19 protein-coding genes are annotated in these 25,082 nt (G+C 42.9%); 8 read left to right on the top strand and 11 right to left on the bottom strand.

All coding sequences use genetic code 11. The features are described 5' to 3' along the window. Positions 1-3: 3 nt before the first annotated feature. Positions 4-582 (bottom strand): TetR/AcrR family transcriptional regulator, encoded by a 579-nt coding sequence (locus L4D20_RS02240; protein ID WP_428799933.1) that lies wholly within the window; start codon positions 580-582, stop codon positions 4-6. A 140-nt stretch (positions 583-722) separates the two neighbouring features. Between L4D20_RS02240 and L4D20_RS02235 the strand changes: the two genes are divergently transcribed. Continuing rightward, the gene (locus L4D20_RS02235) at positions 723-1,763 is read left to right on the top strand and encodes an alkene reductase (RefSeq protein ID WP_428799932.1); all 1,041 of its coding nucleotides are present in this window, start codon (positions 723-725) and stop codon (positions 1,761-1,763) included. Between the two features lie 241 nt (positions 1,764-2,004). Here L4D20_RS02235 and L4D20_RS02230 read toward each other — a convergent pair whose 3' ends face one another. Both L4D20_RS02230 and rsgA read right to left on the bottom strand, forming a co-directional pair. Beyond that, on the bottom strand, positions 2,005-6,618 hold the full coding sequence (locus L4D20_RS02230) for a response regulator (protein WP_428799931.1): 4,614 nt from the start codon (positions 6,616-6,618) through the stop codon (positions 2,005-2,007). Positions 6,619-6,784: 166 nt separating this feature from the next. Next, positions 6,785-7,834 (bottom strand): ribosome small subunit-dependent GTPase A, encoded by a 1,050-nt coding sequence (gene rsgA / locus L4D20_RS02225; RefSeq protein ID WP_428799930.1) that lies wholly within the window; start codon positions 7,832-7,834, stop codon positions 6,785-6,787. 265 nt (positions 7,835-8,099) lie between these two features. On the opposite strand from rsgA, the gene L4D20_RS02220 reads away from it, so the two are divergent. Then, the gene (locus L4D20_RS02220) at positions 8,100-10,490 is read left to right on the top strand and encodes a PKD domain-containing protein (protein WP_428799929.1); all 2,391 of its coding nucleotides are present in this window, start codon (positions 8,100-8,102) and stop codon (positions 10,488-10,490) included. A 66-nt stretch (positions 10,491-10,556) separates the two neighbouring features. Here L4D20_RS02220 and L4D20_RS02215 read toward each other — a convergent pair whose 3' ends face one another. From L4D20_RS02215 to L4D20_RS02195, 5 genes are all read right to left on the bottom strand, one after another. Beyond that, positions 10,557-12,179 (bottom strand): ATP-binding cassette domain-containing protein, encoded by a 1,623-nt coding sequence (locus tag L4D20_RS02215; RefSeq protein ID WP_428799928.1) that lies wholly within the window; start codon positions 12,177-12,179, stop codon positions 10,557-10,559. Positions 12,180-12,608: 429 nt separating this feature from the next. After that, positions 12,609-12,914, bottom strand: coding sequence for a DUF1330 domain-containing protein (locus L4D20_RS02210; protein WP_428799927.1), 306 nt, complete (start codon positions 12,912-12,914; stop codon positions 12,609-12,611). Positions 12,915-12,990: 76 nt separating this feature from the next. Continuing rightward, positions 12,991-14,505, bottom strand: a complete 1,515-nt coding sequence (locus tag L4D20_RS02205; protein ID WP_428799926.1) for an Lcl C-terminal domain-containing protein — start codon at positions 14,503-14,505, stop codon at positions 12,991-12,993. A gap of 274 nt (positions 14,506-14,779) precedes the next feature. Continuing rightward, positions 14,780-15,139, bottom strand: coding sequence for a DUF6559 family protein (locus L4D20_RS02200; protein ID WP_428799925.1), 360 nt, complete (start codon positions 15,137-15,139; stop codon positions 14,780-14,782). 82 nt (positions 15,140-15,221) lie between these two features. Next, positions 15,222-16,127: a LysR family transcriptional regulator gene (locus L4D20_RS02195; protein WP_428799924.1), complete on the bottom strand. Its 906-nt coding sequence runs from the start codon at positions 16,125-16,127 to the stop codon at positions 15,222-15,224. A 159-nt stretch (positions 16,128-16,286) separates the two neighbouring features. Here L4D20_RS02195 and L4D20_RS02190 point away from each other — a divergent pair, with 159 nt between their 5' ends. The 3 genes from L4D20_RS02190 to L4D20_RS02180 all read left to right on the top strand — a co-directional run bounded on the left by L4D20_RS02190 (position 16,287) and on the right by L4D20_RS02180 (position 19,941). Next, positions 16,287-17,144: a pirin family protein gene (locus tag L4D20_RS02190; protein ID WP_428799923.1), complete on the top strand. Its 858-nt coding sequence runs from the start codon at positions 16,287-16,289 to the stop codon at positions 17,142-17,144. A gap of 57 nt (positions 17,145-17,201) precedes the next feature. Beyond that, entirely contained in the window at positions 17,202-18,185 is a 984-nt protein-coding gene (locus tag L4D20_RS02185; protein ID WP_428800737.1) for a glutathione S-transferase family protein, read from the top strand. Positions 18,186-18,393: 208 nt separating this feature from the next. Continuing rightward, positions 18,394-19,941 (top strand): glutamate synthase-related protein, encoded by a 1,548-nt coding sequence (locus tag L4D20_RS02180; protein ID WP_428799922.1) that lies wholly within the window; start codon positions 18,394-18,396, stop codon positions 19,939-19,941. 63 nt (positions 19,942-20,004) lie between these two features. Here the strand turns inward: L4D20_RS02180 and L4D20_RS02175 are convergent, their stop codons facing one another. Beyond that, entirely contained in the window at positions 20,005-20,664 is a 660-nt protein-coding gene (locus L4D20_RS02175) for an alpha/beta hydrolase (RefSeq protein ID WP_428799921.1), read from the bottom strand. Between the two features lie 244 nt (positions 20,665-20,908). Between L4D20_RS02175 and L4D20_RS02170 the strand changes: the two genes are divergently transcribed. From L4D20_RS02170 to L4D20_RS02160, 3 genes are all read left to right on the top strand, one after another. Next, entirely contained in the window at positions 20,909-22,813 is a 1,905-nt protein-coding gene (locus L4D20_RS02170) for a tetratricopeptide repeat-containing diguanylate cyclase (RefSeq protein ID WP_428799920.1), read from the top strand. Positions 22,814-22,965: 152 nt separating this feature from the next. Next, complete coding sequence (locus L4D20_RS02165) at positions 22,966-23,592, top strand: hypothetical protein (RefSeq protein WP_428799919.1); 627 nt, start codon at positions 22,966-22,968, stop codon at positions 23,590-23,592. Between the two features lie 159 nt (positions 23,593-23,751). Then, entirely contained in the window at positions 23,752-23,988 is a 237-nt protein-coding gene (locus L4D20_RS02160) for a hypothetical protein (RefSeq protein ID WP_428799918.1), read from the top strand. Between the two features lie 14 nt (positions 23,989-24,002). Here the strand turns inward: L4D20_RS02160 and L4D20_RS02155 are convergent, their stop codons facing one another. Both L4D20_RS02155 and L4D20_RS02150 read right to left on the bottom strand, forming a co-directional pair. Then, positions 24,003-24,473, bottom strand: coding sequence for a hypothetical protein (locus L4D20_RS02155; RefSeq protein WP_428799917.1), 471 nt, complete (start codon positions 24,471-24,473; stop codon positions 24,003-24,005). 104 nt (positions 24,474-24,577) lie between these two features. Then, complete coding sequence (locus L4D20_RS02150) at positions 24,578-25,039, bottom strand: c-type cytochrome (RefSeq protein ID WP_428799916.1); 462 nt, start codon at positions 25,037-25,039, stop codon at positions 24,578-24,580. Positions 25,040-25,082: the final 43 nt, after the last annotated feature.

Here is a 25,082-nt window from a genome sequence, read left to right as displayed (position 1 = left end):
TAACTAGCCCCTAATATAATCCAACAACTGCTTGGCTAACCGTGCTAGCGAACCTTTCTCTGGATGAGTATAGGAAAACGTTCGAATACCATAAATTCCCATCACGAGAAACTGAGATAGCTCCTCACAATCTCGATCCGATGAAATCTCTTTGTTCAGCTGTGCTTGGCTCAGTTTGTCTGTAAAGGCGTGCTGCCAATCATTGAGCATGTTGCTAATAATACCTTCGACCTCTTCGTCTTGGTCAGCAAGTTCACTCATGGCTTTTTGCAACAGGCACTGCTTAATCTGAGCACTTTCACACTCGGCCACAACCCCATCAAGATAGAGTTCTAAGCCTTCCATAACCGAGCCTTTACTGTCGAACAAAGTATTAAACTCGTTATTTCTTTCTGAGCGATAGTGCTCTAAAGCGGCAACCAGTAAGCCTCGTTTGTTCTCAAATGCACAGTAAATAGAGCCTGGATGTAGCCCTGTTGCCTTTTTTAGATCTTGCATACTGGTTTTACTGTAACCCTTGCTAATAAAGGCATCCATTGCTGATCGGAGTACTTTTTCTCGATCAAATTCAGCGCTGCGCATATTGATTCTCTCATTTGATAACTGCAGCTCATATTATCCTATTTTGAATGATTGTTCAAAAAAGTTCTTGAATGATCATTCAAGTTCGTCTAATTTGAATGGACATTCAAGAAATAAACAATAGAAACGGAAGGATCAGCATGGAAAACCTTTTTCAACCACTTGCTTTAAACAATACGATTACTCTACAAAACCGCATTTTGATGGCGCCTTTAACACGCTGCATGGCCGATGATAATCTTGTTCCTACTCAAGCGATGGCTGACTACTACGCTCGCCGTGCTGATACTGGGTTGATCATTTCCGAAGCCGTTATTATTCGACCTGATGGCCAAGGATACCCAAACACTCCAGGCCTGTTTACGGCTGAACAAGTTACCGGTTGGAAGAAAGTAACCGATGCTGTCCATCAAAATGGCGGTAAGATCTTTGCTCAACTTTGGCATACAGGCCGAGTAGCTCACCCGCATTTCTATGACGGTGATTACGTACTAGCGCCGTCAGCTATTGCTGTAGAAGGCACTGTACCGCGTATGCGTGAATTGACGTATATCGTTCCAAAACCAGCATCAAAAGATGATATTGAACAGTTAGTAGCGGATTACAGTCAAGCTGCAGCGAATGCGATTGAAGCAGGGTTTGATGGCGTAGAATTACATGGTGCTAACGGATACCTCATCGACCAGTTCCTTCATTACAGTAGTAATACTCGTGATGATGAATTCGGTGGAAACTCTGAGAATATGGCTAGATTCCCACTAGCAGTAGTCGATGCTGTTTCTGAAAGAATCGGCGAAGATCGCACAGCTCTACGTGTTTCTCCGGGTGCCTATTTCAATATCGAAACAGACGCTCGTGACCGAGGTGTGTTTGATTACTTGCTCGTAGAACTTGAAAAACGAAACCTCGCTTATCTGCATGTAGGTATTTTTGATGATTCGACAATGTTTGACTATCTAGATGGAAGCGCATCGGCTTACATCCGAGCTAACTACACTAAAACCTTGGTCGGTGTCGGCAGCTATACTGCGCAATCAGGCAGTGAAGCTATCGAAGCCAACAAGTTTGATTTACTGGCTATCGGCCGTCCATTAATCGCAAACCCTGATTATGTTGCCAAAGTAAAATCAGGGGATGACCTAGTCACCTACTCTGACGAAATGTTGATGGAACTCGTTTAGTTTCATTACTTATTTTTGATTGCTGGCGTTGTGTAACGTCAGCAATCAGTTTTATCTTTAGTTTGAAATTGATTTTATAGAGCCAATAAGTAGCAGGTACCTATCACCAATACTGACCACAGCACTGCCTTTTCTGTCGTTCCATTGCTAAATACGGTGTCTGCTATGCTCGCTTCAATTCTTAACTTTGCCGCCAATATCTTTGGCGGTTTTTTATTTTTATAGTCCTATTTTACAGCGATTATATTGCTTCATTTACACCCGCGACATACTCTTCCAGTACCTTAGTTAAAGTTTCGAGCTTGGTTAAAAACTCAGGGAGTTTCTCGGTCAACTTGTCTGCATTGTTCTCTCTGGAAAAAACTTCTAATTCTCCCGCAATTCCCATTAATTCATGTGCGCTAATATTACCCGCCACACCTTTAAATGAATGGGACTCCAACTGAGCAATTTCAAAATCGTCATTACGAACTGCGTTTACAAGCAATTCAACCTGGGGATCTATAGACCCCAAAAAGCTATTAATGATCATGACCATATACTCATCTTTATCGTTAATCCTAAGCATTGCTTCGGCTTTATCCCATACTTTCAAAGTATCCATATCATCACCATTGTTGGTGTCTAAGCCTGCTAATTCCGCACTTTCATTATGTGTCATTTTTTTAATATATCCTTTCAATATCTCTTGTAAGTTACGCGTGCTAATTGGCTTAGATAAATAATCATCCATGCCTGCGTCGATACATTTTTCTCTGTCTTCCGACATCGCATTTGCCGTCATCGCAATGATCGGTATATTTTTATATCTATCACCCGCAACCCCATTACGGATCTTTCTGGTCGCTTCATAGCCATCCAGAATTGGCATTTGACAGTCCATAAAAATAAGCGTGAATGGATTTAGTTCGTCCGCTTCTTCAAGCTTAGTAATCGCATCGATACCATGCGCGGCTATATCTGAACTTAACCCTAATTGTTTTAGAATGCCTTGGGCTACTTGTTGGTTAACAACGTTATCTTCCACAAGTAGTAGTCTTGTCTGCTTACACCAACGACTTTCCTCTTCAGGATCTGACGGCTGTAATTCATTGAGGTAATGGGATGTAATCAACGGCTTGGCCTGAGCCAACACTTCACCGCCTTCAATAACGACCGATAACGTATCGAGCAAATCTGAGGATGTCGTGGGTTTGGGTAGATAAGCGTTAAATCCAATATCAGCAAACTTTTTCGCATCCCCTCTTTGCGCCATGGACGTTACTACGACTAATTGAACGTCGTTATAACGTGCTTCTTTTCTGATAGCCGCTCCTAACTGCGCACCATCCATTCCGGGCATTTGCATATCAATAAAGACCACTTTGAATTGAGAAAGCGTTTCTGAAAAATGGTTGTCATCCAATAATGAAAGTGCTCGTGTCCCGCTATGAGCCTCTGTAACCTTAGCTCCCCAACTTTCTAATTGGCTGCGCGTTACAAATCGATTGGTTTCATTATCGTCCACTATTAGCATTGGTACGTCGTCAATACTCACTGAAGGTTTAACCAGTCTAGAGTTTTCACTGCTTTGCAATTCGACGCTAAACTCAAAACGGCTTCCTTGCCCAGATACACTTGATACACCTATTTCCCCATTCATCATTTCACAAAGCTGTTTACAGATAGAAAGCCCTAGCCCAGTACCGCCATATAAACGTGTTGTTGACGAATCAACCTGAGTAAATGATTCAAACAGTGAAGATTGTTTTTCTGCAGCAATACCAATACCTGTATCAAAAACACCACAAGTAAACTTAACTCGATCGTCTTCAATCGGCATCAATTGCGCTCGAATTGTTATTTCACCTTTCTGGGTAAACTTGATCGCATTACTGACAAGGTTGGTTAATATTTGCCTGATACGTCCAGGATCGCCAATCACAATCGATTGATCGACGTCTACCGTATCCAATATAAATTCAAGACCTTTCTCATGGGCTTTATAGGAAATGGATTCAGAAAATTCACCCAATAAGTTTCTAGGGTTAAACTCAATTAACTCCAGCTCTAGCTTGCCTGCTTCTACCTTGGAAAAATCAAGAATATCGTTAATGATGGTAAGCAGTGATTCCGCACTGGATTGTGCTACTTGGGCTTGATGCTGTTGCCCTTTGTCTAATTTGGTGTCGAGAAGAAGCCCTAACATACCCAGTACACCGTTCATTGGTGTTCGAATCTCGTGGCTCATACAAGCCAAGAATTCAGACTTTTGCGTCGCTGCAACTTCGGCTTTCTCTTTCTCAATGATCAACAAATTTTCAGCGTCTTTTTCTGCCGTAATATCCCGAACAATACCTGTAAATAGCACGCTCTCTTCTAATTGAACTTCCGTAACCGATAAATAAATGGGGAAAGTTTCTCCTCCTTTTCGTACAGCAACTAGCTCAGCACCATTAACCAGAATGGACGTTTCTTTTAATCGGTTTCTATTTTTCAGATAATCATCATGGTTTTTCGCGGTTTCATTGGGCATAAGCATTTTAAGATTCTGACCAATCGCCTCCTCGGCAGTATAACCAAACGTTCTTTCCGCTGCAGGGTTGAAGGACTGAATGCAGCCAAACTCATCAGCCGTGATAATGGCATCGGCAACGGAATCTAAAATACCTTGCAATTTTATGAGGTTATCATGCGCCTCTTTCGATGATTCTTGCTCTGACGCTAAAGCGTCATTGGTTCTTTTCAACGCGTTACTAAAGCTTCGTGACAAAACGCCTATTTCATCGTTTGCATCAATGGGAACCTCTACAATTCGTCCCGTGCTCTCATATTCTTGAACTGCGGTTGTAAGGGTCAATAACGGTTTTAGCGCCCGTCTAGACGCAACGACTGCAAAGGCAAGCGCAATCAAAGAAAGAGAAACTCCGAGTATTAAACTTCGGTTTCGAAAATCTTCCAATTGGCCCGACGTTAAATTATTTCGACGCTGCAATACCATGTAGAAAAAATCAGAACTTCTAATATCGGTTAATTTGATTTTGGAAAAGTAGGATGAAATGCTTTGTTCTGTCTCTACGTCGTCTTCATAGAAAAAGCCCATTTGTTCACGCTTAATGAGTTCCCTATCTAAATTTAGAAATATGTCGAATAAGTTATGGTCCTTCCTCACTTCGTGGTCATGACTCGGCTCGATCAACAATTGCCCTTTGTTGTCTGCCAAATACACATTAAAGTTATCTAAATTGTCTTCAACGAAGTCTTCTAAAAACAGCGACAGGTTGATGTTCATTTCGACTAAACCATAAACATCTCCCGTACTCTCATCAAATATCGGCGTTGAGATGCGTAATTCCACGCCATAACTGCCTTGGTCTCGTTCAAAAGCTGAATGGAACGTTTGCCCCTTTGAAAGCAACAATGTTTGAGTAACTAGCGTGTCACCTGCGGTCTTAGCCAATCTGGAAGCAGGAACGGTATTGATACCGTAATCGGTCCTAACACTTGCCACTATTTCAGTCGCATCATTAGCAACGCCTACGTATTGCAACTTAGAGTAGGACGATTTACTTCGCATCATTTGTTCAAATATCTGCTCTAACCGCTCTCGCCATAACGCGTAGTTAACCGAATCTTGGTTTGATTCAGAGAATATAATCCCTTGAATGGGGGGCGTTCGGCTCAAAAATATTAAATCACTGACTGATTGTTTATAAATCTGAGTAATGGTTGGTTTTAAAATCGTCGATTCAGAATGTAGCTCTTCGGCTTCTTGATTCAATATTAGTCGTTCACTTTCTAGGTAGAAACTTACACTCACAACGATCGCAACTGAGAGTGCTAAAATGAAAGCGGCAATCGGAAGCTTAATTGCCAGTGGTCGATTCGCACTTCCCACATTTAGCGTTTCTGTTTGAATCTGTTTCCAAGCTTTCTCTTCCTCTTTCCAGTGATCACGTTTTTCACTCGATTTGGCGAGCGTATTATTTAACGATAAGTCAAACACTAAGCCGCATAGCACCGTACTATACGCCAGTATTTTTAACGCATGGGCAATATTAAAGTCGTTATCAAACAGAGCTGTTGAACCAAAAGCCATGTGAGCCTGAGTTACAACTTCAGGGATGATACTGACCAATAAGGCAAACTTAATTATCGTACGATCTTGTTTATACCATACCCAAAAAAGTGTCCCTCCAAATAAAAATAGAGCTAAAGGCAACACATCAAATGGTCGTGTAATTAACGCATCTTGATACATGGTTTGTGGCAGGGTAGTACTGACCGCAGCGACATGCACAACCGAATAAGATAACCCGACAAACAATAAACTAATACCAAGTAGAACATACAGCTGTCGCGGGTCATGAGAAAAACCAGGATCGTCTTTACTTACTCGTAATCGACGACTCGAAATCCAGATACTAATACTCGCGCCAACAATCATTATTGACGCATTGAATATTCTTGATAGCGCCCAAGTAAAAGGAATGAAGTCTGAGTTAGGAGCATTGGCCTCAATCAAACGCAAAGCCGCTAAGGTATGAAAGGCATCAACCATGCCGGCTGAAAAAATTGCCATGCCAATAATAGGCACAGTGATATCTTTGCGAATTGAATAATGTAGAAAGGAGGAAAGCGCCGCGATGAACGCGATGGTCACCGCAGTCCACTCTAGCAAAGCATGATGCAACGCCCCTCTCAGTGCCTTAAATAATAGGTCAACTTTAATCGACCCATCTGAAAACATATCGGGGGTTAAAGCTAAGGAATTAGATTCAAAACCCATGCCAAAAACATTGAGGAAAATGGGAACTAAACACAACCCGATAACGGCGAACACGAACATATTACGTTTGTTAAAACGTACATTCATAAGCCTAACCCTAGCCACTATTAACTTTTATAATATTAGCTAAAAGTCTAGACAAGGATTTGGTCAAACGCTGAGTATCTTTAAATTAAAGCCTCTCTATCATTAGCCAACGAATATTTAGAGGAGCTAAATTAAGTACTCACATAAGCTTTGGTATATGCGCCAGCTAACGCCCTTTTTTCCTATATCTTGCTTCACTTTGTACGTTGTTCACCATCTTACCAAACGCTTTATCTTTGGCTCTTTTTTCTGCCAATGTGGCGCTGTTGAACGCCTGCTCTCGCATTAACTTCTGATAGCTAACAAAACGTCTCTCTTCTAGTGTGCCTTGTGCTAACGCCGCTTGAATAGCGCATCCAGGCTCTGAACCATGACTGCAATCGCCAAATCTACATTGCTCGGCAAGTTCGGTAATTTCTCCGAAAGTATCACTCACACCTTGCTCACAATCACTTAATTGCAATTCTCGCATTCCCGGTGTGTCCATCAACAGACCACCTTGAGGTAGCCACTTAATCGCTCGAAATGTAGTGGTATGGCGCCCTTTACTGTCGTCCTCTCTGATCGCGCCCGTATCCATCACCTCAGATCTCATCAACCCGTTGACTAGCGTTGATTTACCGACACCAGATGAGCCCAAAAAGGCAATGGTTTTGCCCACTTTGCAATAATGGCATAACTCATCAAGATGGCTAGCATCTAAGGTATTGATGGCATGCACCATTAAAAACGGATCAAGTGCTTGAACTTGCTGACGCCTTTCATCGGTTTCATCACACAAGTCAGCTTTGGTCAAAATAATCACTGGCTCAACGTCTGCTTCTTTTGCTATTGCAAGGTAGCGCTCAATTCGACTTAGATTAAAGTCATCGTTCAATGAACAGACAATAAAGACACTGTCGATATTAGCTGCGATCAACTGTGTATCGATTTTGGAACCCGGTGCTTTTCTTTGAAACAGAGACTGGCGCTCTAATAGACGCTGTAAACGAAGTGAATCATCAAATATGACCCAATCCCCGACACACGCTCGCTCGCTATTTGGGGTCAGCGATAAACTAACTTGCCCTTGCTCGCTCATGACGACTAATTGGCTACGATGCTGCTCTAACACGCGCCCAACTTGCAAGTTTTCAAGGTCTTCTAAGCTAAGTTGTTGTTGAAAGAATGGTCTCCAGCCTAGTTGAGGAAGAGTGGGGCTGATGTCGCTATTCATGTTTAACCTTATATCGTATTGGTGGTGTTAATTTCTATATGACTATTGATGCTCGTTCTACTATTAGTACTTTAAACTATAGAGCAGTAGACAGGTCAAGTTAATCTCATATTCACATCAATTAATAGCAACACTAATCACTATTGATAGAACCATTAATTAATCCGCACAAACTGCTCTGATCGACTAAAATTAATGGATAACTAAATATTAAAATAACGTTGGCTTGCTCCTTACTACATGCAGTATTTACTAGGACGTTGTTATGACAAGTTATTTATCACACCCTCGGTATGCCTATAGACTGATCGCCCAGTTTTCGCTTGTTCTATTGCTGGCACTGTTTACCACCAGTGTTACTCAAGCTGCGCAAGAAAATCGGCCTCCTTTCCCCGACATACAACTACCAGAAAGGGCTCAAGGGCAAGTTGCTATTGTTGCGCTGGGGAATAAGCTTCCTGAAGTCGCCGCGTGGTATGGTAAAACTGTGGCTGAATTTGTCAAAATGATTCGCGATGACCCGTCGATATGGATAGATCAAACTGGTCGTATGCTCATTATTGAGCCAAGCCCACAGCTAGCACCAGAACCCGAAGGCGAATCTGAAATATCAGAAGGTGCCTTTCCTGATTCGCAAACTTTTCTGTTGCATAGCCGCCCCGGATCAAGTCGTGTGATATACCTCGATTTCACAGGTGATAGTAATATTATCAACACGGCATGGAATAACAGTTACGGTAACTTCAACGCAACTCCATTTGATTTAGATGGCTCTCCAAATACATTTAGTAGCAGCGAGCATAGCGCTATTCAAAAAGTATGGCAGATGGTTGCTGAAGATTATGCACCCTTTGATGTGGATGTAACGACACAAGACCCCGGCGTTGACGCCATCATGCGAGACAACTCGGGTGATAGTCTCTATGGGACCCGAGTCGTGATCACAAAAGATTTCACCGCAGGCCCTAATGCGTGTAATTGTGGTGGATTTGCTTACGTGGGCGTATTTGATTATTACCCTGGCTTTTACTCCGCAGGTTGGTATAAACCAGCGTTTGTGTTTTATGACAACCTATCAAATTCTGCAAAAAATATCGCTGAGGCAACCTCTCATGAAGCTGGGCATAATTTAGGTCTTTCTCATGATGGTGGCCCGGGAACCAGTTACTATTGGGGGCACAGTGGTACCGCCAACTCGCTTGGTTGGGCTCCTATCATGGGGGTTGGTTACGATGAACCACTTGTGCAGTGGAGTAAAGGAGACTACTACGGCGCTAATAACAATGAGGACGATCTTAGTGTCATTGATAGCTTTGGAGCCAAATTACTGGTTGATGGCAATAATGGCCTTCCTAGTGCTGAACTACTTACAGGGAGCAGTGATGGCTCTAACGTAACGCTTGATGCTGTATCCAGTATTATTTCAGGTACCAACGATGTAGATTTCTATCGTATTGAATCAGGTTCAGGCGATCTCAGTATTACCATAGAGCCTCATGTAGAAAGCCCTAACTTAGATATTATGGCGATTCTATATGATAGCAGTGGTGGCATGCTTGCTAGCTTCAACCCAAGCCCTTCACTATCTGCCACTATCGTTAATTATCCAGTTGCGCTTGATGATTACTACCTCTCCGTCGAAGGCGTAGGCATCGGATCGCCAATGAGTTCGTCCCCTTCAGGCTATACCGATTACGGTAGCTTAGGGAACTATACGCTTAGTGGTAGCTATCCTGATGCTGGTGGAGTACTCAAACCAACAGCAGAGATGAGCGCAACACCCATTTCTGGTAATTACCCGCTACCAGTTGTATTTAACGCTAGCGGTTCATCTGCGAACGAACCGGGCACAACTATTAGCTCTTATGAGTGGGATTTCGGGGATGGAAATACAGATACAGGACTCACTCCTACCAATACCTATATGACGCCCGATAGTTACACGGCGACACTCACCGTTACGGATAGCAATGGTAATAGCAGTGAAGACTCCGTAATCATCAACGTAACCAACACAGCGCCTACGGCTCAAGCATCCGTCGATTCTAGTTCTGTTATCCTAGGAACCTCTGTGCAATTCTCAAGCACGGGCTCAACCGACAGTGACGGTACTATCGTGAGTTATAGCTGGGACTTCGGCGATGGTAATAGCTCTACACAAGCGAACCCAAGCCATACATACAGCTCTACAGGTAACCACACTGCGACACTCACCGTCACAGATGATTTCGGCGCTACGGGTAATGATAGTGTTAATGTCACCGTCGACTCCGACCCGACACTCAATGACATGAAAGCTAACCTGACCATTACCCAAAACATTACAGTCTCTAAAGCAAGAGGCGGAAAAGGTAAAGGCGGCGGTGGCTCAGGAGGGGGCGATGATGGTGGAAGTTCTGGCACTACCTATACTGTTACAGCCACTGTTAAAGACCATAACGGTAATGGCGATACTATTCGCAGAGCCAATGTTAGCGTTCGTTGGGACTGGGGAACCAGCAGTACTCAAACTGCATCAGGAAGAACCAATAAAAGAGGAGTCGTATCATTTACCTCAAGTTCAATCCCAGCAGGTGAAGGCATCACTTTGACTGTCACGAACATCAGTAAATCTGGTTATGACTTTGGTGGCGAAACCAGTATTAGCTCCCCATAAGGAGCACATGTAAATCAATAAGCGGCTTCGAACATGAAGCCGCTTTTTTATAGTTTGCCTGTTTAGCTATTCATCGTATTTTTCTAATAAATAAGTACGATTCACCCCGCACTCTTGTACAAATTCGTCGTCATGACTGACTATCACGAATGCGCCCTTATACTGCTGAAGTGCACTCGATAGAGTGATTTTTGAGTCTAAATCTAAATGATTATCCGGCTCATCCAATAAAAGCAACGGTTGATCGATTTGATGCGTCACCACCAACATGGCGAGTTTCATTTTTTCTCCACCACTGAGTTGGTCCACCAACCGATGCACATCATCACGACGAAAACCAATACCCGCCAGTAGGGTTCTCGCATCACTTTGCTGAATGCCTTCACAATAATGACAGACATTATCAAGTACAGAGCTATCCCCTTTCATTAAGCCAAAGTGCTGATCCAAATAAACCATCGGCGTATTGATGTTCCAATAGCCACCAACACGTTCAACGTGACCTAGCATGGCTTTAAGCAGCGTAGATTTACCGCTACCATTACCTCCTTGAAGGTGCATTTTCATCGAACTGTTAATTTTCAGGTTTATCGAAGCTTTGTTGCCAAAAGGGAGTACCCCATCAACAATCGACACTAAATTTTTCGATCGTTGATCACCGTCTGAAAGATACATTTTCTGATTTTTCAAACGCTCTTGGCGAGCCTGCAACCCGTTCGCTTTCTCTTGTAACAGTTCACGCCGACCATTCTCATTTTTTATTCGGTTTGAAACCTTTGCAGTCGCTTTAGTGCGGCGTTGATTGAGAACAACTTTAGGTGTTCCCCCCTTTGCTCTCTCCTTATTCCCTTTGGCTACTCTTTGCTCGAACTTCTCCCTGTTTTTCTGCGCCTCCACTTCCAAACATTTTTGCTGCTTAGCAACGCTATTTATCTGCCTTTCAACTGCGAACAAATCTTGCTGCTTTTGCTCAACGTAAAAATTAAAACTGCCACCAAACTGTGTAAGCCCTAACGTCGACAGCTCCCAAATTCGCTCCATTTGTCTTAGTAGCTGTCGATCATGGCTGATCAGTAAGACATGCCCTAAAAATTGATTCATTTGCTTGATCAACCAAGTTCGACCTTCGGCGTCTAGGTGATTAGACGGCTCGTCCAACACGAGCAAACCAACATCTGATCGAAACAGCTGCCATAAACGGAGCCGTGCCAATTGGCCTCCGCTGAGTAATTGGCAAGGAAAATGAACATCTTTTGGCAAACCGAGTTCCACTAATTGTTGTTCTAACTCCTGCTTGGCTAACCATTGCTCTCCAACGATTGTAAATAGGTCAGCATCACACTCTCCTTGCTCTATTCGCTCAATGGCCGTAAACACAGTATCTAGCTTTAGGTACTGCGCTATTGTTATCTCGCCATTAAGAAGCGACGACGGTAATTGGCTATAGCTTGCAACTTGTGTATGTAACGTAACGTTTCCCGAAGAGGGTTCTCGCTCTTTAATGAGCAGCGACGCCAGAATTGATTTTCCAACGCCATTTCGACCAATTAAACCAATTCGTCGATGAGTTAATGTGCAGCAAATACCCTCAAACAGAGTTTCCCCGTTATCGAACTGGTAGCTCAGATTGTTCGCTTGTATCGCTATCTGTGTGGTATGTATTGTTGATTGTATGTGTACTTGTGGCATAAAAAAGCCTCCTGTTAAACAGGGGCGTTAGACGTAGCCAGATTACGGTATTGACCTAGATAGTATCTAGACGAAAACCGAGATAGATCGCAGCATAATTAACGAATAAACGTCATCGAATGCGTTCTAAATAATGTAGTGCTGTGCTGGAAGTCGCGCTCGGTATGAGCAAAAAAATACGGCTCGATACGAGCGATAAAGCTACGCCTACTAACCCTGTGGATCCAAAAAATAATGTAAAAAAGTGGATGACAGGTATTAGTTATTCATATGGGCGTAGACTCCTAAAGATGGGATGGACAGATTGTAACCGTAACTCGAAGCAATTTACAACTGCTAGTAGTCACAATTTTAATTACTCAATCACTAGAAATAAAAATGCCCCATCAAAATAGACAGGGCATCTGAATGCTCTAGGTAACACTGTTTTCAAGCAAAATCGTCCTTACCTTCGATGAACACATGCTGATTGACTGCACCTTCTGTTCGCGCTTTAAAGTGAGGTCCGTAAGCGGGATCTTCCATAAAACGTTCAGCCGCTTCTTTTGATGGCCACTCCAAAATGACACAGAGTGCAGGGCTTTCACGGTCGCCTTCCATCTGTTTATGGTTGCCCGTCCTCGCAAGATACTTACCACCATGCTTAGCAACTAACTTGGTCACCTCTTCAATATAACTTGGGATCCAGTCTTCACTGGTTGGGGTCACTTCCACTACCGAATAATAAACCGACATTTTTAACTCCTATTGATAATTTGCTTATTTAGTATAGAAGTTATTACGGTATTCATAGATCAAATACGCTCACGAGTCACCGCTTAGGCATTTCATCTTTAGATATGTATCCATCACTATTGTTATCAAGTCGTTTAAAGTCATTCGCTAACGGGCCTTTCACTTCATTTTTGGAAAGCTTCCCATCACCATTTCGGTCCATTTTTTCAAAATGCCCATTACCTGATTTTCCGCTACCCTGTCTCATTGGTTGTTTATTTGAAACCCCTTGTGACCCACTTGAACTTGCGGAACTAGATGCACTATTTTTGAACGTCATGGCAGGGCGCGGAATAAGATCAGGCTGCTCAACAAATTGAACCGAACCTCCGGTGACGCAACGCACCATATTATCAATTCGAATCGAATCCCCTTGCGGGCCATGCCCTGTAGGATAGTCGCCTGCATCGCCTACTTTAGGATCGCTTCGTTGCGCCCCTGCGCCGTGTACATCCATCCACTTTCCATTCATATACCCCATTGAACGGCCAAATGAAACATAGGAAGCATTAGCGCCATTTCGAAGGTTGATATGCGTCGTGCTGCTCCAATAATTCGCGTAATCATTTTGATTCCCTTCACTCTTAATTGAAGTACTCGAAAAGATAGGGTCAATGGAGGGAGAGTCTGTGGTTGCGGGAGACCGTGAATAATCGACGATGGACTGTAGCTCTTTTACATTCGGCAGACGCCAGTCATCACGACCTGCGATGGAAAGGCTTTCGCAATAAGAGAGTGCTTTGGGGAAATCCATCTGATTTTGGCTGTCTGACTGTTGCCACACTAAGGTTGTTGCCGAATCCATAATCGTTCCATTACGGTTATCTGAAAACTGATTAACGCCATAATCGGTATTACCACGAACCGCTAATACGTAGAAAGTTTTCTTACCGCCTCGTGGGTGCTCAATACCATAACCCTTAATTCGCCCATCAATAAAATTCACCCCAAACACGGTTTCATCTTTGTTCATCGTGGTAGAGACATACTTGGTGCTAGAGACAAACTGACTGTCGATTAATCGCTCCCCAGAATCGGTATCTCCCGCATTAATCACGAAATATCGAGCATCAATAAACGGCACTAAACTCACCTCTCCCGACGGCTTTAAACCACTTGGGTCTTGTCCGTCAAACAGCACCAATGAATGGAGTTCTTTAATAGTAGGTAAACGCCAATCATTATAGCCACCTGTTCGAATTGACTTCACATACTCTAACGCGTCTTCATACCCTAACTTGTCATCTACGGTGATTTTACCGTTATTATCCAAGTCTGTTGATTGTGTCCACATTAGACGGGTGACGTTATCGCTGACTGTTCCATTACCATTATTTGTATAGTTTGGCAGATTGCCTTGGTACTGCGCATCCTGACCGACATTACTAGAGCAACTGCTGCTGTTTTTATTGCTAAAGCACTGGGTTTGGTTGGTATCAACAATTGGGGTCGTTAACGTCGACGCAAAGCTGCTTGCAGATAGAAGTACGCCCACTGTTGAGGCTAGTGTTAAAGCCAATTTAATGGGTGTCATGCGATGATCGATAGTCATTTGAATTTCCCTACAATGAATCCTCATCATACTGTAGATGCTGCTAAGTAAATAAACAGTGTCAGGCCGTAAAGTTGCGTAAAGAACAGTCAGCTTTCAAAGCATCACTGTGCTAAACTCGACAGTGATACACAACTGGAGATATCGATGATCTGGCTTTCCGTAAAGGTGCTGCAGATTGGACTTGTCTATGGATACAGGAAGTATCAACAAACGAAAAGCGCCCCAATATAGGGGCGTTTTTTTCTAGTTCCCAGAAACAGTAGTACGCAACTTAATACCGACTCCCCATACCAAATCGGTGTGACATATCATCGTTCATCCGGCCGCCTTTCCAACCGCCTGAACCCAGTAAATTGAGAACGTCTTGGCCTGTGTAATCACATCCACCAAAAAAATCGTTCGATACGTCACTGCGCAGTGAGTGAAGTGCCAAGTTGTCCTCTTGATCCAAATCTTGTGGATTGGCGTACAACGCCAAGGCGATTTGCTGTTGACGTTTATTTAGCTCACTGGTGGAGGTCTTGACCTGACCAATAGAAAAGTATTCTCTACTCCCATAACTCTTAACCAAGCGCGCAGAAAGTAACTTTATTACCTTTTTAATACGGCGTCGTTGAATGTATCTTATCACTTAGATTTCTCGCTCTGTTTGTCAGAAGTATCGCCAATAGGGCCCAACTTCCGAGCCCACTTCTTTACATCAATAACCTTGATTACTCGTCATCCCAATATGGTACATCACCAAAGTAGTCAGCTAAAAAATCAATCAGCGCACGGCTTTTTTGAGGTAAGTAACGCGTCTCTGGGTAAACAATATAAGCGTTTTGTGGCTCCGGCGTGTATGCCGTTAGGATCTGTTTTAACGCACCACTTTTCAACTCTTTCCAAATAATAAATGTTGGTAAGTGGGTAATGCCGTGCCCTGATGTCGCCATACTTTTAAGAAACTCACCATTGTTAGCACTATGAACCACATCAATCTGCGCCATGAACTTCTGTTTGTTTTCATCCATAAGCTGCAACCCTGATAATGACATTTGGCTGTACCTAAGAAACTTATGGTTTTTAAGATCGTCTGGCGATTTTGGAATGCCAAACTCATTAAGATAAGCGGGGCTTGCACATAATATGTGTCGGATAGGCGTGATGGCTTTCGCTTTGAGTGTGGAATCTGCCAAATGACCGATTCTAAGCGCGAGGTCAAAACCATCTTGAACCAAATCTACCCTTCGGTCTGAAAAGTCGACATCCAATTTTAGCTCACTATGCAACTTTGAGAACTCATCAAGAGCAGGGACTAAATGCTCAATACCAAAAGAGAGTGGTACGGCGATTTTTAACGTCCCAATTAAGTTCTTTTGTACTGAGGAGATCTCACAGTTCAATTCATCAAGCTCTTCATAGATCAATTTACTTTTTTGAAAGTAGATCTGGCCCGCTTCAGTAATACTCGATTTACGTGTGGTACGGTTTATCAGCTTCACGCCCAATTGCTGCTCTAACTCACTGAGCCTTTTGCTGATGGCTGACTTTGCTAAACCTAGCTGCTCAGAAGCTTTAGTAATACTGCCCGTTTCAACAACCTTGATGAATATGTGAATACTCTCTAGCTGCCCCATACCAGCACTCTCCTAACCTTGCCCATTAATCTCGAAATGAGAACAATCATTTCTCATTCTTGCTGTTTAATGCGTTTTTATCAACAACTAGTATTAGTTTATTGAAAAACAGGTTTATTGAAGAAACAGATGAATCAGAGAGACAACGAGGATTAACCGATGGACATGACAAAAACGAAAACTCAATACCGTACGCTCAGCCGAGTCTACAAAGGCGTGAATACCTCTGATGGTGACGGCGTGAAGTTGACTCGCATCATCGGGACTAACGAACTCGATATGCTCGACCCATTTTTATTGCTCGATTGTTTTGAAAGTGATCAAGCGTCTGATTACGTAGGCGGTTTTCCAACTCACCCGCACCGAGGCTTTGAAACGGTCACTTATTTGCTAAACGGTAAGATGCGCCACAAAGACAGCACTGGCAATGAAGGTGTGATTGAACCCGGGGGCGTACAGTGGATGACAGCTGGAAAAGGGATCCTGCACTCTGAAATGCCAGAGCAAGAACATGGACTACTCAAGGGCTATCAATTGTGGGTAAACCTTCCTCAAGACTCCAAGATGGTTGAGCCGGGCTACCAAGAGTTTCCACCGGAACGTACGCCACTCGAAGAGCGCGAAGATGGTACATCGATTCGTGTTATTTCAGGAACGACTAATCAAGGGACAACGGGACCCGTTGATAATGCCTACACGTCACCGACTTACATGCATGTGTCGATGCCTCATAACAGAACATTTGTTCAAGATATTCCGGCAGGACACAACGCCTTTGTCTACGTTATCGAAGGTAGCATTTATATTGATGGCCAATCTGTTGAAGAGAAGTACATCGGTATTCTTAGCAAAGGCGAAGAGCAACTTTCAATCACAGCAAGCAGCGATGCACAGTTCCTGCTTTTAGCGGGGAAACCACTGAACGAGCCTGTGGTAAGAGGCGGCCCATTTGTGATGAATACCAGACAAGAATTGATGCAAGCATTTCAAGACTACAGCAGCGGAAAATTTGCTTAACACTCGTTGCTTTCCACTAATTACTTAGCACTACCACGATTTGAAAAGGAGAATATGATGGGATTATTAGTTAATGGCGAATGGCATACAGATTGGTATGACACTAAATCAACCGGCGGAAAATTCAAACGCAAAAAGTCGAGCTTTCGTAGTTGGGTAACAAAGGATGGCAGCGCTGGGCCAACCGGTAATAATGGTTTTAAAGCAGAAGCGAATCGCTACCACCTATATGTATCACTAGCCTGCCCTTGGGCTCATCGAACCATTATCTATCGCTCGCTAAAAGGGTTAGAAGATATCATCTCAATGTCGGTCGTTAACGCCTATATGGGTGAAAACGGTTGGCATTTTGAGGCGGGAGACGGTGTGATCCCAGATCCAATTATGGATGCAAAATTTGCTCACCAGATCTATACCAAAGCAGATCCTGATTACACTGGTCGAGTCACGGTGCCCATTCTTTGGGATAAGAAAACCGAAACGATTGTGAGCAACGAGTCTGCGGAAATTATCCGTATGTTTAATGAAGCGTTTGATGATATTGAGACGACCACGACACCTCTCGATTTCTACCCACAAGCGCTTCAAGCTGAAATTGACGAGCTTAATGCGTTCATTTACCCAAATATCAATAACGGTGTTTACCGAGCAGGATTTGCAACCACTCAAACTGCTTATGATGAAGCTGTTGTCGACGTATTTAACGCTCTTGATACGCTTGAGGAACGCTTATCGACCAAGCGTTATTTAATGGGTAACACCATAACGGAAGCGGATTGGCGCTTATTTACTACCTTGGTTCGATTCGATGCAGTTTACGTTGGCCATTTCAAATGTAACCTAAAGCGCATTGTCGACTACCCGAATATCTGGGGCTATCTGCGCGACCTCTATCAAGTTGAGGGCGTTGCTGAAACCGTTAATATTCCTTATATCAAAGCGCACTACTACGGCAGCCACGAGACCATAAACCCAACGCTTGTGATTCCAAAAGGCCCTGAATTGGATTTCACCACACCTCACCACCGCGTTGACCTATAAGGCAAACACCTACTTACAGGCATTGACCTTAAAGTGAATAGGAGAAATGAAACTTATGTAGGCGTTACACATAGAATTAGCGTTGATATCGCAAATAAATCTGCGCTAATTCTCTTTGCGTTTCCTATGCTTAGTTCTTAACGAATAGCTTACTTGTAAAAGAAAAATCAAATCATAATGATAAAAACCCCATGGAGAGGGAAACAGCATGAGCAATCCAATAATCGCGGACAACAAACCAATTAAAGTCGAATTGGTGAAAGATCAAACCTACTATTTTTGTGCCTGTGGACGTTCCAAAAATCAACCTTACTGCGACGGCTCACACGCTGGAACAGGCATGAAGTCAAAAAGCTTTGTTGCTGAAGAGAGTGGCGACGCTTACCTTTGTAAGTGTAAGCACTCGGCGAACACGCCTTTTTGCGACGGTTCCCATAAACAATTTACGACCGAACAAGTTGGGAAAGAAGGCCCTGGCGTTCAAATTCAATCAGTGGATGCTTCCCCTACAGCAACTGCAACAATAGAAGAGCCTACGGTCGAGTTTATTCACCAGTTGGCGCGAGATGGTCTTTCTAAAGTTGGGCATCATGGTCCTATGACTTCTATGGGAGTGCCAAGACACCTCCTACCCCACTGGGATGATCTACAAGTCATGGTTGCACAAATGGCAACTAAGCCATTGATGGAAGATGTACCTGTTGCTACTGAACTCGTCATTGGACCTGATGCTAAAAAACCACTCACACTTAAAATCCCACTGTTTGTTTCTGACATGAGTTTTGGCGCGCTGTCGGAAGAAGCAAAAGTCTCGATGTCGAGAGGCGCTGAACTCGCTGGCACGGGTATCTGTTCTGGTGAGGGTGGAATGCTCACCGAAGAACAAGCTGAGAATTCTCGCTATTTCTATGAATACGCCAGTGCAGGCTTTGGTTATGACGAGTCAAAACTCAAGAACGTACAAGCGTTCCATTTTAAAGGCGGGCAAGGCGCAAAAACAGGCACGGGTGGTCACCTCCCTGGTAATAAAAATATCGGAAAGATCTCTCAAGTTCGCGGCATCCCTGAAGGTGAACCAGCAATTTCCCCTCCTACTTTCTCAAACCTAAATACAGTAGAAGACTTCAAAGCGTTTGCGGACAGAGTTCGTGAAGTAACCGGCGGTATTCCTATTGGCTTTAAACTTAGCGCAAACCATATTGAAGAGGATATTCAGTTTGCGTTAGATGCAACGGCTGACTACATCATTCTAGATGGACGTGGCGGCGGTACAGGGGCAGCGCCAGAGATGTTCCGCGATCATATTAGCGTACCTACTATTCCTGCACTAGCACGAGCCAGACGCTATTTAGACCAGCAAGGCGCGAGCGGACGTGTCACATTGATCGTCACTGGCGGTCTGCGTGTTCCAATGGATTTCGTTAAAGCGATGGCATTAGGCGCCGACGGGGTAGCGATTTCAAACAGCGCAATGCAATCCATTGGCTGCGTTGCTGCTCGTATGTGCAACACCAATAACTGCCCTGCTGGAATAGCGACACAAAAAGCAGATTTGCGCCAACGTTTGAATGTCGACAAAGCATCAAAACAACTCAAGAATTTCTTTGAGGCGTCAACTGAGTTAATGCAAGTGATGTCACGAGCCTGTGGTCATGATGACCTCAGTAAATTTAACCCGAAAGATCTAGCAACATGGGACAGAGAAATGGCGATGCTATCTGGAGTTAAGTATTCGGGAGCGAGTAAGCTAAATTAGAGACCAAGTAATTTTCATTAATCACTAGAAACTTTAAGCGCGACCTATGAGTCGCGCTTTTTATTACATTAAACGCTCTTGTAACCACACCGAGATATCGGCTATTTGCTCTTCGCACACGCAATGTTGCATAGGGTACTGCTTATAACTTGGTTGAAATCCTTTATCTTCCAATGTTTTTAGCGCTTGGTCACCCAGTAAAGGTGCAACAACAGGGTCTAGGCTACCGTGCTGTATGCTGATGTTAATGCTCTTGTTGCTTTCGTGTATTTGAATAGACTCTTTAGTAGCAAAGTACGTCGACATTGCCAATAATCCCGCTAATGGTTTTTCATAAGTCAATGCAGCTTGATACGCGACAGCACCTCCCTGAGAAAAGCCTGCGATAATAATACGGTTAGGTTCAACACCACGCTCTATTTCACGGTCGATTAGCGCTTGTACAGCAATGGCTGAATCATTTAACTGCGGCAAATCCACCTTTCGTTCAATGCTCATATCCAAAATGTCGTACCACGCGGGCATGACCATTCCTCCATTGACCGTGACTGGTATAGAAGGGGAATGAGGGAATACAAAGCGAACCGCTAAGCTTTCAGGAAGATTCAGCTCCCCTACTATTGGCTCAAAATTATGACCATCAGCCCCTAAACCATGCAACCAAATTACCGAAGCGGTCGCTTTAGTTGTTGGTTCAATTTCAACACTCGACAAATATTTCATAATCACTTCTCATATATGTTCATAGGCTAAGTAGATTCCATTGACACCTATGTTTGATGGCCAAATATTATAATACAATCGCATTAGCCCCAAGTAATTCAATAATAAGTAGTTATGTAATCGTCTACTACTAAACATTTCACGCTATACTTAGGCCAATGCCACTTTAAGCAGCAGTGGCTACATTCATAGTAATTGAGAATTGAAATTGATTAGCAAAGATACGCTTCTTAAAAGAGTTGGATTGATCATTGTAGCGTCACTGTTCACAATGCTTGCAATCATTACAATTGAAGTTTTTTTATTCAGTACCAATCACTTACCTTCTCAAAAAGCCACCATAATGTTAAGCCCAAATGAACAGTTGGCTGATAGCACGGTCGGTTACGAACTTATTCGCATTGGTAAACTCATCCATCAAGATCCAATTAAAGCTCATCAAGCTTTAAAAGAATTAGAAGCTCGGTCAAATAAGACATGGAGTACACTAGAAAACATTGTCAACTTGCTTTTAAAGCGTGATATTGCAAACAAGCAAAGCGCTGCATCTTTAGCATTAGATCTAAATCAACAACTGACTCTATTGGCGAAGGATGTGGAATGGCTTCAAGCCCAATTACTCATAGAGCAAGCTGAAAAAACAGTAAAGAGTGGTGAAATCAATACCGGAATAGAAAATATTAAAAAGGCTATTGAGATGGCTGAACGTAACCGCGCGGAATTTTTATTATTGAGAGCCTATAATACAGCCGGCGCTCTCTATAATGCATCAAACCAACTCAAAGCCTCACAACTGTACTTTCACAAAGGCTTAGAACTAGGAAAGAAGTACCCGAAAAACGAATACAACGGACGATTTTACAATAATCTTGGTCTACTTTACGTTCATTTAGAGCAATGGGAAAAGGCGCTAGTTTACTTAAAACAGGCTTATACCACGTTCGAATCCAGTGACAACGCCCCTAAACAAAGGCTGTTAGTGGTACTGTTCAATCAGTCATTTATCTACAACAAACTACTAGATGCCACCGCCGCTAGAAATACCTATGAATCAGCACTAAAGTACTTTGATTCTGATTTGAGTGACTACTACCAAATCCTAAAGCTTAAAGTTGAAGCTCGGTTGCTGTTACTCGAAAACCGATATGAACAAGCGAATAATGTATCTATGGATTGCCAATCCTATCCAACTGCCAAAGATTACCCAAAACAACTCGGAATATGCCGATTTATCACAGCCAAAAGCTTTATCGGTTTAGAGAATTACGCTCAGGCTATGGATCAGTTAAACAGCGCAATCGCCATATTCAAGGAAATTGAGCATGATCGGTGGTTGATAAACTCCTATAAAGCCAAAGCTGAAATATATGAGCTTCAAGGGAATTCAACGGAGGCTCTACGCATTTATAAAGAATATAATGATAAAGAGCGTGAGCAATTCATTAATGAAATATACGCTCTAGAATTTGCTTTTGATACCCAAGAAGTTCAGCAAGAGCGTGATTTGCTCAGCGTACAAAACAAATTAAATGCCTTACAACTTGGTAAAGAAAAACTGCATTTTAGAATACTGTCTATTTGGGGAACAGTTGGTCTACTTCTACTCGTTCTTGTCGTTCGTAAAACCCTAATCGTTAGGAGTAAAAACACCGAGCTTCAGCAGCTTTCCTATCAAGATCCACTAACAAATGTGAATAACCGTAGATACTATCAAAAAGAGCTGGAGTCAGGTTCAAAGCTAGACAAAGCCACTCGATATCGCGTAGTTCTCATCGACTTAGATTGGTTCAAAAGTATTAATGATACCCATGGGCATGATGTGGGTGATGAGGTGTTAATCCAAACCGCGATAAGGCTTAAGCAATGCATCAATGACGACGAGCTGCTCATTCGGTGGGGCGGCGAAGAGTTTTTGTGGTTAATCAAAGAGAGTAAAGATATCCAACCTCGCATCAACTTACTTCTGCAACAGATAGGTGAAAATCCTTACTTAACCAAAGCAGGAGAATTGACCATTACGATCTCCGTTGGCGTTAGTAAACCCAACCGTATTGCTTCGCTTCGCCATGACTCCTCCCCGTTTGTTGAGGCCGACACATTCTTGTATCAGTCAAAACAAAACGGTCGAAATCAAGCGACCTTTCCTTAGCCACTTCCAACGGGCTGTCGATAATCAAAAACTATGCTCCCCTCTAAGTGGAGCATGCCTAAGTCTTTTGAAACTCGCCTTAAAATCACATCAATCAATAAGAAATAAACGAGCGTCTATACTCAATAGACCTCAAACATTGGAGCGACGCCATGTACTCTCACCTGTTTATTTCCTTGCTCCTGATGACCTCCCAGCCTCATTCTGATGATCTGCAAAAGCTCTACACTGAAGAAACTGAAATCAACTACGACGATTTGATTGTTGATGTTCATGGTTACAAGCTTCCCACGCGGGTCGCCTTTCGGGGTTGGACACTGCTGAACCATGCCGAAGACAAGGTATTAAAAATAGGAAAGCAGTTAAGAGACGCAGGGATAAAACCAACTATGCCTCTGCATTTAATCTTATTACAAGGGACGGATTGGGTGATGAGTAATACGACCCTGTTCACGCTGCCAAACTCGAAACACCTCCCTAACATGATTCGTACGCTCATCTTCATTCAAACCTATATTGAACCTGAAATTGGTGTCGTGATCCCTGTATCGGGAGAAAGAACCGACATTTATAATCAACAAGCTGGAGGAGCGCTGCGTAGTAAGCACTTAGACTTTTGCGCTTTAGACCTTGTGCCTTCCTCTGATATTTCTCGCCCTGATTTACATAAAAAACTCAAAGCTATCCATGCTAAAAATGGGCAAAAATATGAAGTTGGATTAGGGCTCTATTCTGGCGTTCGATTCCACATTGATACCTGTGGTTTTAGAAGCTGGTAACAAAAAACACACTAGAGTCATTATGACTTAATTTATACTATGTCATAATTACATGATTTAAATCAATGAATTTTCCATTCAATTGATTTATATGAGTTTTATGTATTGGCATGGTTTTCGCTATAGATAATGGTAACTATTACTATTTAGGTGATTACTATGTCGAACACTACTCAACGATTTCAAACACTTCTTTCAGTATCCAATATCATTTTAGCTTTCACAGTGATTGCCATGATTACCAGTATTATTATTGCGTACCCATTGGCTAACCAGTTCTCTTTGCCGGTACAAATTGCCGCGCATCTCAGTACGATTATCATCGCGGCATTTCTAAAGATCAGTTACGTCACACGCTGCTTAGCCCAATATAATCTCGGTCTAGAAGTTCGTTAAACTCAACAAGGATTTTAGCTTTTAATTGTTCGATTAGATGAGCTCTTTCTTCGTTTGCTCATCGCTAAGCCATCTCGAATATTGAGCGACATCAAGGTGAGATTGATCATTCCAGCCATCAGTTCCAGTCCTTGAACAGCGTAAAAGATATCATTAAATTGAGACTGTTCAGCTAGGTACTGTAAGTAAAAGGCGCATGGGGTGAGAATCAATAACCCATTTATCGCGATAAAAGGCATTCGCTTTTTCTTTGCTAGAATAGGCGGATACGAACTTTTCCCGCCCATTTTTGCTCCGGTGAACCCCGTGATCGCCATCATCGGTATAAGCAACCATACCGCATAAGAGATGACCGTTTTGACTTGATAAACGTCCTGATGATCACCGAATAATTCAACTACTACTGTGCTCGTGAAAAATGAAAATATCATTAAAAACGCCAGCATGGCTGCGATTCGGTGTATGGCTGTAATTGTAGTTTTCATCGTTATAATCCTAATGAAGCTTGAGGGTAAAAATGGCAATACTCAGTTATAGGCAGGCATTTATGGAAATACTTATATAGACGTACACTTTGAACAAACATGTTTTACCAGCGAGAACGGTAAGCTCGGTGACAACTTCGACACGTACTATTAGCACTTTTAAGCGCTGAGTTTGCCTTTGCTACGTCTTTACTCTCACTTGCTCTCTCTAACGCTTCGAAACTCGACGTCATCTGACTCAGTAACGAATTAAACTTCTTTGGGTTATCCCATACTTCTTGTTTGGCCTTACTTCCGTTTTGGCTACCGACTGGAAATGAGGCGTGTAAGGTATCTCCATAACTTTGTAACGCCTGACTGCGTTCATTCAGCTCGTACCAATCAGTGCTGCTTCCATCAATAACATTTTTTGCAGACTTTAATTCACGTTCAATTTGAGAGAACGCATTTTGCCTATCATCGATTTGTTTCTCAAAACCGCTCGCTAATGCAACAATTGGAATCACTAGCGCTACTGCCAGTAATGCATGCATTATCGTCTTTTTAGCAACAACTGTTTTCTTCATGGTAAGTCCTCTTTTCGGGTTCCTCGTTGACCTTTGATTGACA

Source organism: Vibrio kyushuensis (genome assembly GCF_050337325.1).
Taxonomy (GTDB): domain Bacteria; phylum Pseudomonadota; class Gammaproteobacteria; order Enterobacterales; family Vibrionaceae; genus Vibrio; species Vibrio kyushuensis.
This window is presented reverse-complemented; position numbering and strand designations above follow the sequence as displayed.